Origin of the sequence: Acinetobacter sp. P1(2025) (genome assembly GCF_051390655.1) — a bacterium.
Classification (GTDB): Bacteria; Pseudomonadota; Gammaproteobacteria; order Pseudomonadales; family Moraxellaceae; genus Acinetobacter; species Acinetobacter junii.
Genome location: NZ_JBPKBJ010000006.1, coordinates 53,868 through 68,193 on the forward strand (window position 1 = coordinate 53,868; position 14,326 = coordinate 68,193).

Annotated in this window: 12 protein-coding genes and 3 tRNA genes; 4 read left to right on the plus strand and 11 right to left on the minus strand. The window is 38.0% G+C overall.

Going from position 1 to position 14,326, the window contains the following annotated elements; genetic code table 11:
- Positions 1 to 42: 42 nt before the first annotated feature.
- From ACSC97_RS02830 to ACSC97_RS02850, 5 genes are all read right to left on the minus strand, one after another.
- Positions 43 to 119, minus strand: a tRNA-Asp gene (locus tag ACSC97_RS02830).
- 42 nt (positions 120 to 161) lie between these two features.
- Positions 162 to 238 (minus strand) — tRNA-Asp (locus ACSC97_RS02835).
- Between the two features lie 23 nt (positions 239 to 261).
- Positions 262 to 337 (minus strand) — tRNA-Val (locus ACSC97_RS02840).
- A 169-nt stretch (positions 338 to 506) separates the two neighbouring features.
- Entirely contained in the window at positions 507 to 1,010 is a 504-nt protein-coding gene (elsL, locus tag ACSC97_RS02845) for a cell wall-recycling L,D-carboxypeptidase ElsL (RefSeq protein ID WP_378223776.1), read from the minus strand.
- A 196-nt stretch (positions 1,011 to 1,206) separates the two neighbouring features.
- Positions 1,207 to 1,578, minus strand: a complete 372-nt coding sequence (locus ACSC97_RS02850) for a YbaN family protein (protein WP_233738931.1) — start codon at positions 1,576 to 1,578, stop codon at positions 1,207 to 1,209.
- A gap of 101 nt (positions 1,579 to 1,679) precedes the next feature.
- Here ACSC97_RS02850 and ACSC97_RS02855 point away from each other — a divergent pair, with 101 nt between their 5' ends.
- The 3 genes from ACSC97_RS02855 (at position 1,680) to dapE (ending at position 4,060) form a co-directional block, all read left to right on the plus strand.
- On the plus strand, positions 1,680 to 2,537 hold the full coding sequence (locus ACSC97_RS02855; protein ID WP_378223779.1) for a DUF1853 family protein: 858 nt from the start codon (positions 1,680 to 1,682) through the stop codon (positions 2,535 to 2,537).
- 118 nt (positions 2,538 to 2,655) lie between these two features.
- On the plus strand, positions 2,656 to 2,799 hold the full coding sequence (locus tag ACSC97_RS02860; RefSeq protein WP_005402122.1) for an entericidin A/B family lipoprotein: 144 nt from the start codon (positions 2,656 to 2,658) through the stop codon (positions 2,797 to 2,799).
- Between the two features lie 124 nt (positions 2,800 to 2,923).
- Positions 2,924 to 4,060, plus strand: a complete 1,137-nt coding sequence (gene dapE / locus ACSC97_RS02865; RefSeq protein WP_087539791.1) for a succinyl-diaminopimelate desuccinylase — start codon at positions 2,924 to 2,926, stop codon at positions 4,058 to 4,060.
- 46 nt (positions 4,061 to 4,106) lie between these two features.
- On the opposite strand, the gene ACSC97_RS02870 is transcribed toward dapE, so the two are convergent.
- The 6 genes from ACSC97_RS02870 to pilG form a co-directional block, all read right to left on the minus strand.
- Positions 4,107 to 4,565 (minus strand): hypothetical protein, encoded by a 459-nt coding sequence (locus tag ACSC97_RS02870; RefSeq protein ID WP_004908731.1) that lies wholly within the window; start codon positions 4,563 to 4,565, stop codon positions 4,107 to 4,109.
- Positions 4,566 to 4,578: 13 nt separating this feature from the next.
- On the minus strand, positions 4,579 to 9,642 hold the full coding sequence (locus tag ACSC97_RS02875; RefSeq protein WP_436659226.1) for an Hpt domain-containing protein: 5,064 nt from the start codon (positions 9,640 to 9,642) through the stop codon (positions 4,579 to 4,581).
- 154 nt (positions 9,643 to 9,796) lie between these two features.
- Complete coding sequence (locus ACSC97_RS02880; protein ID WP_004950560.1) at positions 9,797 to 11,884, minus strand: methyl-accepting chemotaxis protein; 2,088 nt, start codon at positions 11,882 to 11,884, stop codon at positions 9,797 to 9,799.
- Between the two features lie 46 nt (positions 11,885 to 11,930).
- Positions 11,931 to 12,467 carry a chemotaxis protein CheW gene (locus ACSC97_RS02885; protein WP_004908738.1) on the minus strand — a complete coding sequence of 179 codons (537 nt, stop codon included), beginning with the start codon at positions 12,465 to 12,467 and terminating at the stop codon, positions 11,931 to 11,933.
- Positions 12,468 to 12,505: 38 nt separating this feature from the next.
- Positions 12,506 to 12,868: a response regulator gene (locus tag ACSC97_RS02890; RefSeq protein ID WP_004664659.1), complete on the minus strand. Its 363-nt coding sequence runs from the start codon at positions 12,866 to 12,868 to the stop codon at positions 12,506 to 12,508.
- 20 nt (positions 12,869 to 12,888) lie between these two features.
- Positions 12,889 to 13,272 carry a twitching motility response regulator PilG gene (gene pilG, locus ACSC97_RS02895; protein WP_004640629.1) on the minus strand — a complete coding sequence of 128 codons (384 nt, stop codon included), beginning with the start codon at positions 13,270 to 13,272 and terminating at the stop codon, positions 12,889 to 12,891.
- A gap of 279 nt (positions 13,273 to 13,551) precedes the next feature.
- Between pilG and ACSC97_RS02900 the strand changes: the two genes are divergently transcribed.
- Positions 13,552 to 14,220 carry a hypothetical protein gene (locus ACSC97_RS02900; protein ID WP_436659230.1) on the plus strand — a complete coding sequence of 223 codons (669 nt, stop codon included), beginning with the start codon at positions 13,552 to 13,554 and terminating at the stop codon, positions 14,218 to 14,220.
- Positions 14,221 to 14,326: the final 106 nt, after the last annotated feature.

Consider the following 14,326-nt stretch of genomic DNA (forward strand, 5'->3'; position numbering starts at 1 on the left):
CGTCTAATTTACTTAACTCTAACTGAATTTGCAATCCTTAAGTGGCGCAGCGGACGGGGCTCGAACCCGCGACCCTCGGCGTGACAGGCCGATATTCTAACCAACTGAACTACCGCTGCACTATAATCTTGCAATTTCAAAAACGATTATTAAAACTTAAGTGGCGCAGCGGACGGGGCTCGAACCCGCGACCCTCGGCGTGACAGGCCGATATTCTAACCAACTGAACTACCGCTGCACTTGAGTTTTAACGTAAAGGCTTGGTGGGCGCTGACGGGATCGAACCGCCGACATTCTGCTTGTAAGGCAGACGCTCTACCAACTGAGCTAAGCGCCCTTAACGTCTTCATCGTTTGTGAGGTGCATTATAGAGAATCTTTACAGCCTGTCAAACGCTTTTCCTCATCTTTTCTAAAAAAACAGTGTGAATGATTAAAAAATAGGTAATTCACGATAAAATCTAATATTTCAGTATTTTATTTAAACACTTATTCGATTTCTAACAGCTAAATTTCTAAAGGCGATTCAGAAATGTAGACCAGTGCATGTTCAGGAACCAGTTCAAACAATTCAAGAATCTCATCATTCTGCATACGAATACAGCCATGCGACATTGGAATACCCATTGGTTGGCTTTTAGGTGTTCCATGAATATAGATATATCGATTGAACGTGTCGCAGCCCTCACCTTTATTAAAACCAACTTCTAAGCCATCTAGCCAAAGAATACGAGATAAAATCCAATCCCGTTCTGGAAACTGTTCCGCTAATTGCTGATTATAAATTTCACCAGTAGGTTGACGAGCGATGAAGACTGAATTCTTTGCTGCTTTCTGACCGATTTTCTGAGCAACACGATGCCAGCCTCGTGGTGTTTTACCACTATTTTCTTGTTCACCAATGCCATTCTTGCCAGATGAAATCACATAGAACTTATTATGTTTGGGCAAATATAAGGTTTGTTGTGCTAGATCGATCAAAATATCAGCTTGTTCGATGGTATACGACATTTTTATCTCAAGATTAAATAACGCTAAATTATTTCAACACAAATAATAGCTGATTTCTGTAGTTTTGATTTTTTAAAAATTTGGATCTATCGGCGTTTAAAATGACTAAAAAATTATGAGTATTCTCATTGTAGCATTTGGTTTGTTAAATTTAAGCGTAAATCAACGCAGCATTAAAGCCATCTCTAAGATTTACTTAATCATTTTTTGAATCAGGCTCAGGGCGTGACCACAGCCAAATTGCAACGATCAATATCGTCACATCAGTGAATACTTTGACTAAGATTGGTGCATTGGTAAATAACATCAAAACTCCACTGATTAGCATCATAATTGATGCAATCCATTTTGCTTTGCGTGGCACAGTGCCATATTCACGCCAGTTGCGTAAAGTAGCTCCATATTTGGGATGATTGAGTAACCAAGCATCCATTTGTGGCCATCCTTTTGATGCAGCCCAAGCAGCAAGGATCAAGAAAACCGTTGTTGGCATACCTGGTAAAATTGCACCAATAATACCGAGCGTAATGAAAATTACGACCAGACTTCGCCAAAATAAAGTTTTCATTGCGCTATTAACCAATACGTCAACACAAGCGTGCTAGTATAAAGTGTTTTTAAGCTGCTTTCTTAAACTTGGCTGGCTTATTTCTATGATTGGATTAAATGATGTCTGAAGCCGATTCTACGCCGCTGTTTTTTGAACCTTGGATACAATTTAAAACTCCAATCGTCAGGCAGCTCGCATTTTGCATCTCGTGCCCGAATATCCTTTCACAAAAGCCACATGAATTAGTAATAAAAAACAATTTTGAGCTACACGATGACCATCATTGGCAAGAGCTTTACCAATCCTACGAAGCACGTTTATTTCAGTTAGATGATGATCCAAGCCCTTTAATCGAATTTATAGCTCGCTTAAAAAGCACACGACTTGGGTTGCGTTTCGAAAATTTACTGTGGTTTTGGCTTTTAGATCAGGATTTTCATCATTATCAATTACTTGGTCATAGCATACAAATCATCAACGGCGCAGTAACAATTGGAGAGCTCGATTTTTTAGTTTTAAATCAGCGAAGTAATGAAATTGAACATTGGGAGGTGGCATTAAAGTATTATCTAGGTGAAATGGATCTAGAATTAAAACATTGGTACGGGCTCAACCGACAAGATACATTGAACAGGAAATTACAACATTTCACTGAACGACAATTTCAGTTTTCTGAAATAAATGATTATAAAATTCAAAGAAAATTTTGTGTTTTAAAAGGTCAATTGTATTTACCGACTGTTTGCAACGGTCAAAGCCCCCTCCCCACATGGATAAATAATCGTCGCAGAATAGGAAAATGGGGAACACATATTCCAATCGCTCAATATCATCGCTTACAACGGCATGAATGGTTGTGCCCAAATCGTGAAGTAAGTTCTACCTCAACTAAATGGTGGACAGATGGGCTCTATCACGATCCCAATAGTGAACCTCAGTTTTATATGTTTAGGACATCATTGTTCAAGCAAACTTAAGTTGTTTAACTTTTATAAAGTAACATTTCATAACAGTTCTACAAACAAACCATCATGTTCATTTTATAGTATTTTTTTTAGCCTCTAAGAACATCATAATTACATTTAAACGGAGAAGATGATGAAAAAAATCTTAGTTGCTTCGATCATGACTGCTTTTGTTTTAACTGGTTGTAATACATTTAAAGGTTTTGGTCAGGACGTATCTAAAGCAGGTGACAAAGTTACTCAGACTGCTGAAAAAACTCAAGAAAAAATGTAATCTTGATCCAGCAAGTTCACAAAACCTTATCTCATCTCAGATAAGGTTTATTTTTACATACCTTTCTTAATCAGATTCCCCTATTATATCGGTTCAGAATTCACCAGATCTAGCTACATCTCGCATGAACCAGCATTCCGATACTTTAGAACTCAGTTTACAACTTCTTCGTCAACCTTCTGTCACTCCAGTCGATCATGATTGTCAAAAAATCATGGCTGATCGATTAGAGAAAGCAGGTTTTAAAATTGAGAATATGCGCTTTGAAGACGTTGATAATCTTTGGGCGCGTCGGGGTACAGAACAACCTGTTTTTTGTTTTGCTGGGCACACAGATGTAGTCCCAACAGGTCATTTAGATGCATGGAACTCAAATCCATTTCTGCCAAGCATTCGTGATGGCAAGTTATATGGTCGTGGTTCAGCTGATATGAAAACAGCTTTGGCAGCAATGGTTGTTGCTTCTGAGCGTTTCGTAGCAAAACATCCAAATCATAAAGGTTCTATTGCGTTCTTAATTACCTCTGATGAAGAAGGCCCATCAATCAATGGTACTGTCAAAGTTGTTGAAACCTTAGAAGCGCGCAATGAGAAAATGACGTGGTGTCTTGTTGGAGAACCTTCGAGTACTCATCAATTGGGTGACATTGTAAAAAATGGTCGTCGTGGATCTTTAAATGCAGTTTTAACCATCCACGGCAAGCAAGGACATGTGGCTTATCCTCATCTTGCACAGAATCCAATTCACCTCGCCTCTAAAGCAATTAATGAGTTATGTGAAACAGTTTGGGACAATGGTAATGAATACTTCCCTGCAACTTCTTTCCAAATCTCAAATATTCATGCAGGAACTGGCGCAACCAATGTCGTACCAGGGACTTTGAAAGTGACTTTTAACTTCCGTTATTCGACTGAAGTTACAGCTGAAATATTAAAACAACGTGTTATCGAAACTTTAGATAAACACCAATTAACCTACGACATTCAATGGACCTTGTCTGGTTTACCATTCCTTACACCTGTTGGTGAGTTGGTGAATGCAGCAAAAACAGCCATTAAAAATGTAACAGGCATTGAAACCGAACTTTCAACGAGTGGCGGTACTTCAGATGGTCGTTTTATCGCACCAACTGGCGCGCAAGTACTAGAACTAGGGGTTTTAAATGCAACCATTCACCAGATTAACGAACATGTCAACGTAGATGAGCTTGATCCATTAACTGATATTTATGAGCAGATTTTAGAAAATTTATTAACTTAATCCTGTGCATTAAAAAAGGAACTCAATTTTGAGTTCCTTTTTTATTTTATAAACCTAGCTTGGTTTGAATATGCTGTAAATTAGGTACGTAGAATTGCTTCTCTCCCATTTTTACATACTTGAAGACCGTACTATCATTAATATCACGTTCTTCATCTACCATTTCTGAGATACGTAAACGAATAGATTCTGGCATTTCGTTGCATACCAAAGCAAAGCGTTCTGAAACATCATCACCCTCAATGACCAAAGCAACACCTTCTTTTAACTTCGGATCATTGACAGCAAAGACTGGTAGCTTAAGATCATGCCACTCAATGAAATCAACATTGGTTTCAGTATCCATTGCTGAAAGCACAATATTTTGTGGTAACAACATTGGAACATTATCAAAACAATCAATAATATAGGCATCAATAAAACCAGTAGATACTGTAATTAAATGCTGTAGTTCTTGTTGGTTAATTTGTCCCAATCCAGCAGTGTTCGCATTTTTTTTTGCCATTCGTTTCTACCTCTCAGCGAACCGTCAGTAAACTTTCGATATTTTCCAAAAGAGTTTCCTCTTGGAATGGTTTACCCATGTATTGACTTACACCCAATGACAATGCTCGTTCACGATGTTTCTCACCAGTACGTGAGGTAATCATAATAATCGGTAAATCTCGGTGCAACTCATGATGTCGAACAAGATTCGTCACTTCGAAACCATCCATTCGCGGCATTTCAATATCTAACAACATTAAATCAGGTTTGATTGTTTCAAGTTGTTCAATCGCATCAACACCGTCTTTCGCTGTCACAACATCATAACCATGGCGTTCTAATAAACGTGATGTGACTTTTCGTACCGTAACAGAGTCATCGACAATCATAATCAAGCGACGTTCATCATAACGCTGTTTGGTATAGGTATCATCAGCTTGTTTACTGCGATGAGTTGACTGCGCCTGACGAGCAATAGTTTGACCATCTAGAATCAAACAGACTTGTCCATCACCTAGAATCGTCGCTCCTGCAATCACACCAATACTCGAGAACTGTTGTCCAATAGGTTTCACAACAATTTGGCCACGAGAACCGATCAATTGATCAACCAGTAAAGCCGTAGTTTGACCTTGCGCACCTTTAACCAAAAGTACAGGCAGAGAATGCACCATTCCACTTAAGCGTGGAATTGGTTGACCTGCTACAAACTCAGATAAATAACGTAAGCGATATTTCTCTTGATCAATTGTGAAGTAATCATCCTGACCTTCGAAATATTGTTCTAAAGCTGCAGGAGAAATTCGCACAATACGATCAATTTGTGCAAGTGGGAACGCAAATTGCTGATCACCCGCTTTCACCATTAACGCATCACTAACCGCCACAGTTGTTGGGACACGAATTGTGAAAGTTGTTCCCTTACCAAGCGTTGAGTCTACACTGACGTGACCACCTAATGCTTTGATATCACTTTGTACAACGTCAAGACCTACACCACGACCCGAAATCTGCGTAACCTGTGCAGCCGTACTAAATCCTGGGTGGAAAATAAATTGTAAGATTTCTTCTTGTTCAAGCTTTTGATCTTTGGTCATCAAACCCGTTTGAATAGCTTTTTGCTTGATACGGCTAACATCAATACCTTTACCATCATCACTGAATGTCACAACAACATCAGTCCCTTGACGACCGATATTTAATACAATATGACCTGTTTCTGGTTTATTGGCTTGCAAACGTTGCTCACGATCCTCGATACCATGGTCAATCGCATTACGTAACATATGTTCGAAAGGCGCAATCAATCTTTCGAGAATACTACGATCAAGTTCACCCTCAGTATTATTCACCACCAATTCTGTTGGACGCTTCAATGTGGATGCTGTTTGACGAACAATACGCTGTAATCGTGGTAGCAATCTTGAGAATGGTACTAGACGAGTTCTCATCAAGCTTTCCTGAATTTCCGCTTGAATACGAGACTGCTGTAATAACAGACCTTCAGTATCACGGATCTTTTCAGATAAAGTTGTTTTGAAATCGACTAAGTCAGATGCCGATTCAGCCAAAGATTTCGATAATTGATTGAGTGAAGAATATTGGTCCATCTCTAATGGATCGAAATCCTCATAACGTGAATTTTCACCGCCATGACGAGCAATAATTTGACTTTCTAACTCACCTTCCATTCGACGCAACTGATCAGCCAAACGCTTAATCGCTAGCTCCATCTCAGTTAGAGTTCCACCCAACTGTCCCAAGTCCATCTCAATACGCGAACGGTTGATCGCATTCTCGCCTGATAAATCAATCATTTTTTCAATGACTTCAGCAGAAACACGGATCATTTCATTGTTCTGTTCGATACGCTCAGAACTTTCCCACTCACCAAACATTGATGGTGGCTCAGTACCATCACCTTGCACAAACTCCATCGTATATTCAGGAGTAAATACATCTTTAGCAGAGATTTTTTGTGGAAGCTGTGCAGAAACATCAACGAATTCGATATTTTCTAAACTATGTTTTAAACCATCAAAATTGGCGTATTGACGTTTGAAAATAGCGTCATGTAACCAAGTTAATGCTGTATTGAGTAAATTGTCATAAACATTAGAGTTGAAATGATGTAAACCAAACTGCTCAAAGGTATTTTCCAAATGATAAGCAATAACACCAACTGCTTCGAGTTGAGCCATGCGTGCTCCACCCTTTAAACTATGGGCATTACGCTGCAACTGCAATAACAAGCTACGATTACCACGTTGTTCAAACCATTGTTTTAATAAACTTTGAGCTTGTTCTAGTAATTCTTCTGCTTCTTCAAGGAAAGTTTCTTCGACAAGTGAACGTACTTCCTCATCAGCATTTTGAGATGTTTCGAGGGCATTCTGCTCAATCGTAGCTGCAACCTCACCGTCAATTTCAATGGTTGGACTAGATGTCTCAGTCACCAAAGAAGTAGTCGCATCATAGTGATCTTGCGGTTGGCTATCAACAACTTCAACAGACTGCACAAGTGTGGAAGAAACTGATTCTGAAACAGAACCTTGATGTTGCTGCTGTAGAAGATTTACGACATGTACTGATGGATAATCGATTTGTTGATCACGAATTGTTTGAACACGATCAGCAATGTCATCTTGTACCAATCTTATTAATGCGATCAGCTCAGAAGATGCATGAAGTTGCTGATTAATGAGCTTTTCGTAAATTGTTTCTAGCTCATGTGCGATTAGTCCCATATGCGTTGCTTGAATCATATTTGATCCACCTTTTAAGGTGTGCAAATAACGCATAAGATTTTTTAATGCAGCTAAATTCGTATGATCAGCAGTCCAAAGACTTAAATCTGAATCAATACCAGCGAGTAACTCGTCCGCCTCATCTAAGAAGATATCAAGTAAGTCTGGATCAAAATTACGATTTGAATCACTAGATTGTAGTAGTTGTTTGTCTAAAGCCAGTTGTTGAGCGAAATCTGTTACATCTACTGTATTACTGATGGTCGTTTGACTATTGTCATCAGATGAAAGGGCTTCAACCTCGTCACTTTCAATAATGATTTCACTGTTATTTAAGCTTAGCTCTTGGTCTTGCACATTAAGTATGAATTCTTGCTCAGCTTTTTGCTCGTGTGAAACTTCAGATACTTGTGACGAATCCGATGCACCTACGCCTTTTAACAAACCCAAAACATGAGTTGAAGGATAATCAACTTGATGATCTTTAATAGTTTGAATACGATCAGCAATATCATCCTGTACAGCACGAATTAAATTAACTAAAGCAGAGGAAGCCTGTATCTGTTGATTGATTAACTTCTCGTAAATAGTTTCTAGCTCATGTGCAATCAACCCAATATGCCGTGCTTGAATCATATTTGACCCACCTTTTAAGGTGTGTAAATAACGCATCAAATTCTTTAGAGCATTTAGATTTTGTTGATCAGATGACCATGTCGTTAAATCTGCATCGATACCAGCGAGTAACTCATCAGCCTCTTCTAGGAAGATATCTAAAAGATCAGGGTCAAAATCTCGATTGGACTCATTAGAGTCAAGCATTTGCTTATCAAGCGCAAACTGCGTTGAGAGATCATTTACAGTTGTATGTTCACTAATATCTGACGTGTAAGGCTGATCTTGAGCGATTTCAACAATTTCGGCAGGTAATTGATCACTTGATGCAACACTTTCAACATTCTGCTGAGTAAATGAACTCAGTTCATTGAGAATACGCTCATGAACTTTAGTCAAAGTTACCCGTTGTCCTGCTGCCAACGTATCAAATAATTGAATAAAGTGTTGATGAACTTGCTGATATAACTCAAAAGCATAATCAAGATTTAATAAACTCGGTTTGAATAGAAGATCTTGATAACTTGAACGTAACAGACTTGTGTACTGATACATCCCAATTGTTGCATGATGATGAGTATGCTGTAATAAACGCTCTGTTTGCTTACTTAATGTTTGAATATACTGAGGAAATTCACTGCGGGCACGCTTTTCAAAATCAAACTCCACATCAAGCAGATCATTGATATCAAGCTCTAATAATTGAGAAACAAGACCTTGAGGACGTACGGTATCCCCTTGTTTTTCTTCCAATTGAAAATCATAGCTATCCCAAGCAACATTGAAGGTATCAAAAATTTCATCAAACTTTTGCTTTGGACCTTCTTGTTTAAGGGTGTGTAAATAATCACGCACAAACTGAGCATAATGGATGAGTAATGCAGTTTCATCCGAACTTGAATCTAATTCTTCTTGTAAGAGCGTTTTGAATAAGTTCTCAACTTTTGAACTTGCATCAAATACCTGATCTACATGTGCCATTGCTGAACTACCACGCAAGGTATGTAAAGCTCGAATCAAGGTATTGTAATTATCATTTGTTGGACGATCTTTTAACAAAAATTGATCAATCGTTGCTAAATGATCTTCCGACTCTTCTAAGAAGATTGCTAAAGTTTCTTTTATTAAACCATCTTCTTCAGTTTGGTCTTCAACAAGATTTTCTTCATTAGAAACAGCTTTTGCTTCTTCCAAATTATCGTCAGCACTTGCTTCCAAGCCTGTAATGACATCTTCTTTATCTAAAGTAACTGACAGTTGTAGTAATTCGGCTAAAGCAGGCTCAAGGCTTTGTTCTTTTTGTAGTTGCTGCCCCAATAATACTAATGGTTTTAAATTAATATGATGAGCTTGAACTGATTTAAAATCTTGGAGGAGTTTAAATCTATAGATATTGAATACCGTTTGTACATATTGCTGAATATTCTGATCCAGTGAAATGGTACCTGCAATTATGCGATTCAGAGTATCTTCAACAGTCCATGCCAATTCGCCTGATGATTTCGCACCGACCATTCGACCAGAACCTTTCAATGTATGAAAGTGGCGGCGAATATCTGTAATTACATCTTTTTGATCAGGGTGTTCGATCCATTGAACTAATAATGGTTCTAATTCAACAAAAATCTCATCTAACTCTTCAATAAAAATATCAAGAATCTCTGAGTCCTGCTCAAGATAACTGTCTTCAGGAAGCGTCATCGTTTCAACTAATGTTTTTAATATTTCTTTCATAGCGGCTTCTTTCGTTTTTATCCACTAATTGTGGCTTAAAAATACGTGTACCAACCGTACAAGATGTCGTTCCATATACTCATCATCTTGCCGAGATATTCGAAATTTCATTTCAGTCAGAGGGTTGATTCTCAGCAACCCTCTGACTCAATGTTTATTCAGGTAACTTAAAGTCAGTTACAGACTCACGTAATGATTCAGCCATGCTTGCCAATTCAGAAACAGAACGAGCTGTATCGAAGGTTGCAGTAGTCGTTTGAGATGTAATTTCTTGAACGACGTTCATCGTAGTTGCAATATGACTTGCTGAAGCAGATTGTAGTTTTGCGGCATCAGAAATGCTTGCAATCAATTTCGCTAAGTCGCCAGATACCGTTTGAATTTCGTCAAGTGCGATACCTGCATCTTTTGCCAAGTTTGCACCGCGAACAACCTCTGCCGTTGTTTGTTCCATTGAAATTACGGCTTCATTGGTATCTGTTTGAATTGTTTTTACCAATCCTTCAATCTGTTTAGTTGCTGATGCTGAACGTTCAGCTAGACGTTGTACCTCATCCGCAACTACCGCGAAACCACGACCAGCTTCACCAGCCATCGATGCTTGAATTGCTGCGTTTAATGCCAAGATGTTCGTTTGATCGGCAATATCATTAATCAACGATACGATGTTACCAATTTCTTGAGAAGATTCACCCAAACGTTTAATACGTTTAGAGGTTTCCTGAATCTGCTCACGAATATGATCCATACCTTCGATTGAACGGTTTACAACATCTGCCCCGTTTGATGCAATTTGTACAGAACGCAATGCTACATCAGCAGATTCAGAAGCGTTGGCAGATACTTGGTCAATTGACAATGCCATTTCATTCATTGCAGCAGATGCACCTGCAATTTCTTGTGCTTGGTGCTCAGAAGCTTCAGCTAACTGGTTAGTAATATTCTGTGTATCTTGCGTGTATCGTGCAACTTCTTGAGATGTCTCAGTGATTCGAGAAACTAGATCTCGTAACTGATCAATTGCGAAGTTAATGGAATCGGCAATCGCACCCGTAAAGTCTTCCGATACTGTTGCATAAGAACGTAAGTCACCGTCAGCTAAGTCGGCAATCTCATCAAGTAAACGTAGAATCGCATTTTGGTTACGGTCATATTCATCTTGTAAACGAGTTACACGCTCTTTATCAGTATTACTACGTAATGCGAGTAATTGTAACGCAGAGAAAACCAATAGTCCTAAAGCACCAATTAATACGATACCTGCAACAACATTACCCCAACCACCCTCTGCTTTATCAGATAATGCATTTAATGACCCAAGTAAGGCATCTGATTGAGAGAAAATTTGAGATGAAGCTTGACGAACACGAACGATTTGATTGGCATTCTGTAATACTGTTTCTGCAGCTGATTTTAGAACAGCATCATAATCAGATTTAATGCTATCCACAGATTCACGTAAATCAGGTGATTCGATACGATCTACACCAAGTTCAGCACTACCATTTAATTGAGCATTTAAGTAAACACCAAAAGTATCAATGTCAGCACCGAAGTCATTTGCAGAGATACTAGAGTTATCCGTACCTACTAGTACTGAGTTAATTGAACGTAAAATACGTTCTGCAATAAACACTTGGTTTTTAGTGATAATTACCTGACTACTTGGCATGTTCTCACGAACCATTTGATCAACCATCAAGTTATACTCAGCCTGAATCTCAGGAATCGTTTCACTGATGGAAATGTTCGTATCATAAAGCTGATTAATGACTTTTTGTTGTGAAGCAATTAAATCAATGTTTTTAGAAACATTAGTCCAAAGTTCATTTACTTTTTTGTACTCTGTTGAGCCTTTACCATAAACATTCTCAACAAGTTCCAAGTTCTCAGCAAATCGTTTTTCTGACTCAACCAAACTCTTCATCGCTTCAGGTGTACCTGAAGCCGTTGCCTCTGTTGCTTGGCGCGAAATCATCTGCGACAACAAACGCAACTCACCCAAACTACGAGTTAATTGGTTTGAACGTGGAACACTGACAAAAAGGTAAATTAAGAGGATGACTGCTAGAGCTAAAGCGATTAAAGCTCGATAAAGAATCGGTCTAGATTTCTCAGTTTCACCGAATAATCGCGAAAACTGATCTAATTGAGTACGTATTTTTTCTAAAAATGCGCTGCTCTTCTTAGCACCAGAACTATCATTACCACTGCCATTTTTCTTTTTAAGTTTAAAGCCCATACCAGCTTCTCCCCTGAATACGCATTTATGTTCCGTAGCGTAAAAATTAGTTTATAAATTTTATTGATGCATTCATGTATTGAGGGTTTTGCAACAACCGACTCAGTAAAAATACATGCCATTGTTGGTTATGTTGGTGGAAGTATCCCTGACAATACTCTTTGAGCTTATTGTCTAGTTCAGAACTTTGAGAAAAAAAACTCTTTTTATTAAAGTGCTGAATCCCCAAAACTTGGTCTACAACCAAACCAACATAATGATCTTGATGGCTTATACAAATTACTTTTTGCGTTGGTGAAAATTGGCTCCTTTGTCCTGAAATAAAATGTGTTAAATCAGAAACTGAGAGCAACCGCCCACGAATATTTGCCAAACCACGCACCCATGATTGAGTATTTGGTACTGGTGTATATTTCGGTGGATAAATCACCTCCGAAATTTCCCCAAGTGGCGCAACAAAATATTGCCCTAACATCTCAAATGCAATACCAGACCAACGACTGACTTCATTTTGTGTTGAAGCGTATTGTTTATTGCCTCGCTTGGATAAGCGAAGCAATTCGATAAATCCATTTGCAGCCATAACCTATCCCATATTGAGTATTGAAAAGGCTCGTACAATTAACTTAATAGTTGCTTGATCACATCTATCAGTTGCTGTTCATCAATAGGCTTAGTTAAGTAATCACAAGCACCTTGACGTTTACCCCATACTCTGTCTGTCGCTTGATCTTTGGTACTTACAATCACGACTGGAATATGTTGTGTATCCTTACCTTTACTGATTTGACGTGTTGCTTGAAAGCCATTCATCCCTGGCATTACCACATCCATTAACACAAGGTCTGGTAACTCAGCCTGTGCCATTGTTACACCGTCAGCACCATTAGTTGCTTCTAAAACTTCATAACCGTGCTTTGTCAAAATTTCTCTAAAACGAAACGTTTCAGTAGGAGAATCATCTACAATAAGTATACGAGCCATTTTTTCCTCGATTTTAAATTTTATGCGCTTACGTGGTTACGAATCGCACTTAACAGCTCATCTTTACTAAATGGCTTAGTTAAATATTCATCTGACCCCACAACACGCCCTTTGGCTTGATCAAACAAACCATCTTTGCTTGATAACATGATTACTGGAATATTTTGATAATTTAGAGAGTTTTTAATTAATGCACAGGTTTGGTAACCATCTAGACGAGGCATCATAATATCGACAAATACGATATCAGGATTTGCTTCCGCAATTTTCGATAATGCTTCAAAACCATCGACAGCTGTAATCACCTCACAACCTTCGCGTTGTAACAGTGTCTCAGCTGTACGTCGAATCGTTTTAGAATCGTCAATCACCATTACTTTTAAATTTTGAAATTTATCTTCCATTTATTGTCCTGCCCCATTCACTCAATACAAATTATGGTTGTTTAATTTGTTTTATACAGACTAGTTGATATTTTTAACATATCTTTACTTGCATTATCAATGAAGTTTTTTGAACCAAACTATCAGTTTTTCAAAACAATATTAAGCAGTTCACACTTTTCATCAAATTCCTATTTTTTTTGCATAAGAAGTATTTTTAATTGTATAAATAGCTACTAATATACTACTGATTATTATTTAAAAATAAGTGATTTAATTAACTTTTTATCGGGGAATGTAATGACTGGTTCGTTAAAGTGCGGTTTCCGCATTCGTCACTTTACAACGATTGCTCGTAATTACATTTGCGCATTTTTTTTATGTTTTTTTTATACATCAACTTTCGCAGCAACTGATCAACCCAAAGCAGCATGGTATCGTTACTACGACAGAAATGGTGTTGCTAATGTTAGTACTTCTGTGACACCAGAGCATATTCGTTATGGGTATGAAGCACTCGATCGTAACATGCAAGTGATCAAACGAAATCAACCATATAATGCGAATAAAGATGTTCAACAAGCATCTCATCGTGAAGCCCTAGCTAGACAACGGGAAAAAGATTTAAAGCTCAAACGCGCCTATGGAAGTACTAAAATTGCAGCAATGAAACGAGACCAATTGCTTGTTAACTACAAAAAGCAGTTGAACTATCAACAAGATCAACTACAACAATTACAAAGAGACAAAATTGGCTTCAAACGTCAAGAAATGGAATATCATCGCAAAGGAGAATCAATTCCAGCACCACTCAAAAATAATTTAGCCAATAATGCTCAAAATATTGAGAATGTAAAAAGAACTGTTGAAAGTTTACGTAATAGCTATCATAAAACTGAGTCAGATTATGCTGAGATCATTCGTCGCTTAAATAAACTAGAACAAGATGAAGCATCTCGTAATCAATAATTACCCTTCCCTTTCACAACTTTCGCTTGAATTGAATGTGCTAACTTTTCCGAAATTGAATGATTCATGTCATAATGCGCTCAATTCAAAATAGACATCTTAAAAG

Coding starts and splice junctions, on each gene's coding strand:
- ACSC97_RS02870 (WP_004908731.1), bottom strand. CDS start 4,565: ATGGCAAAAAAAAATGCGAACACTGCTGGATTGGGACAAATTAACCAA.
- ACSC97_RS02890 (WP_004664659.1), bottom strand. CDS start 12,868: ATGGCTCGTATACTTATTGTAGATGATTCTCCTACTGAAACGTTTCGT.
- ACSC97_RS02875 (WP_436659226.1), bottom strand. CDS start 9,642: ATGAAAGAAATATTAAAAACATTAGTTGAAACGATGACGCTTCCTGAA.
- ACSC97_RS02885 (WP_004908738.1), bottom strand. CDS start 12,467: ATGGCTGCAAATGGATTTATCGAATTGCTTCGCTTATCCAAGCGAGGC.
- ACSC97_RS02900 (WP_436659230.1), top strand. CDS start 13,552: ATGACTGGTTCGTTAAAGTGCGGTTTCCGCATTCGTCACTTTACAACG.
- dapE (WP_087539791.1), top strand. CDS start 2,924: ATGAACCAGCATTCCGATACTTTAGAACTCAGTTTACAACTTCTTCGT.
- pilG (WP_004640629.1), bottom strand. CDS start 13,272: ATGGAAGATAAATTTCAAAATTTAAAAGTAATGGTGATTGACGATTCT.
- elsL (WP_378223776.1), bottom strand. CDS start 1,010: ATGTCGTATACCATCGAACAAGCTGATATTTTGATCGATCTAGCACAA.
- ACSC97_RS02850 (WP_233738931.1), bottom strand. CDS start 1,578: ATGAAAACTTTATTTTGGCGAAGTCTGGTCGTAATTTTCATTACGCTC.
- ACSC97_RS02880 (WP_004950560.1), bottom strand. CDS start 11,884: ATGGGCTTTAAACTTAAAAAGAAAAATGGCAGTGGTAATGATAGTTCT.
- ACSC97_RS02860 (WP_005402122.1), top strand. CDS start 2,656: ATGATGAAAAAAATCTTAGTTGCTTCGATCATGACTGCTTTTGTTTTA.
- ACSC97_RS02855 (WP_378223779.1), top strand. CDS start 1,680: ATGTCTGAAGCCGATTCTACGCCGCTGTTTTTTGAACCTTGGATACAA.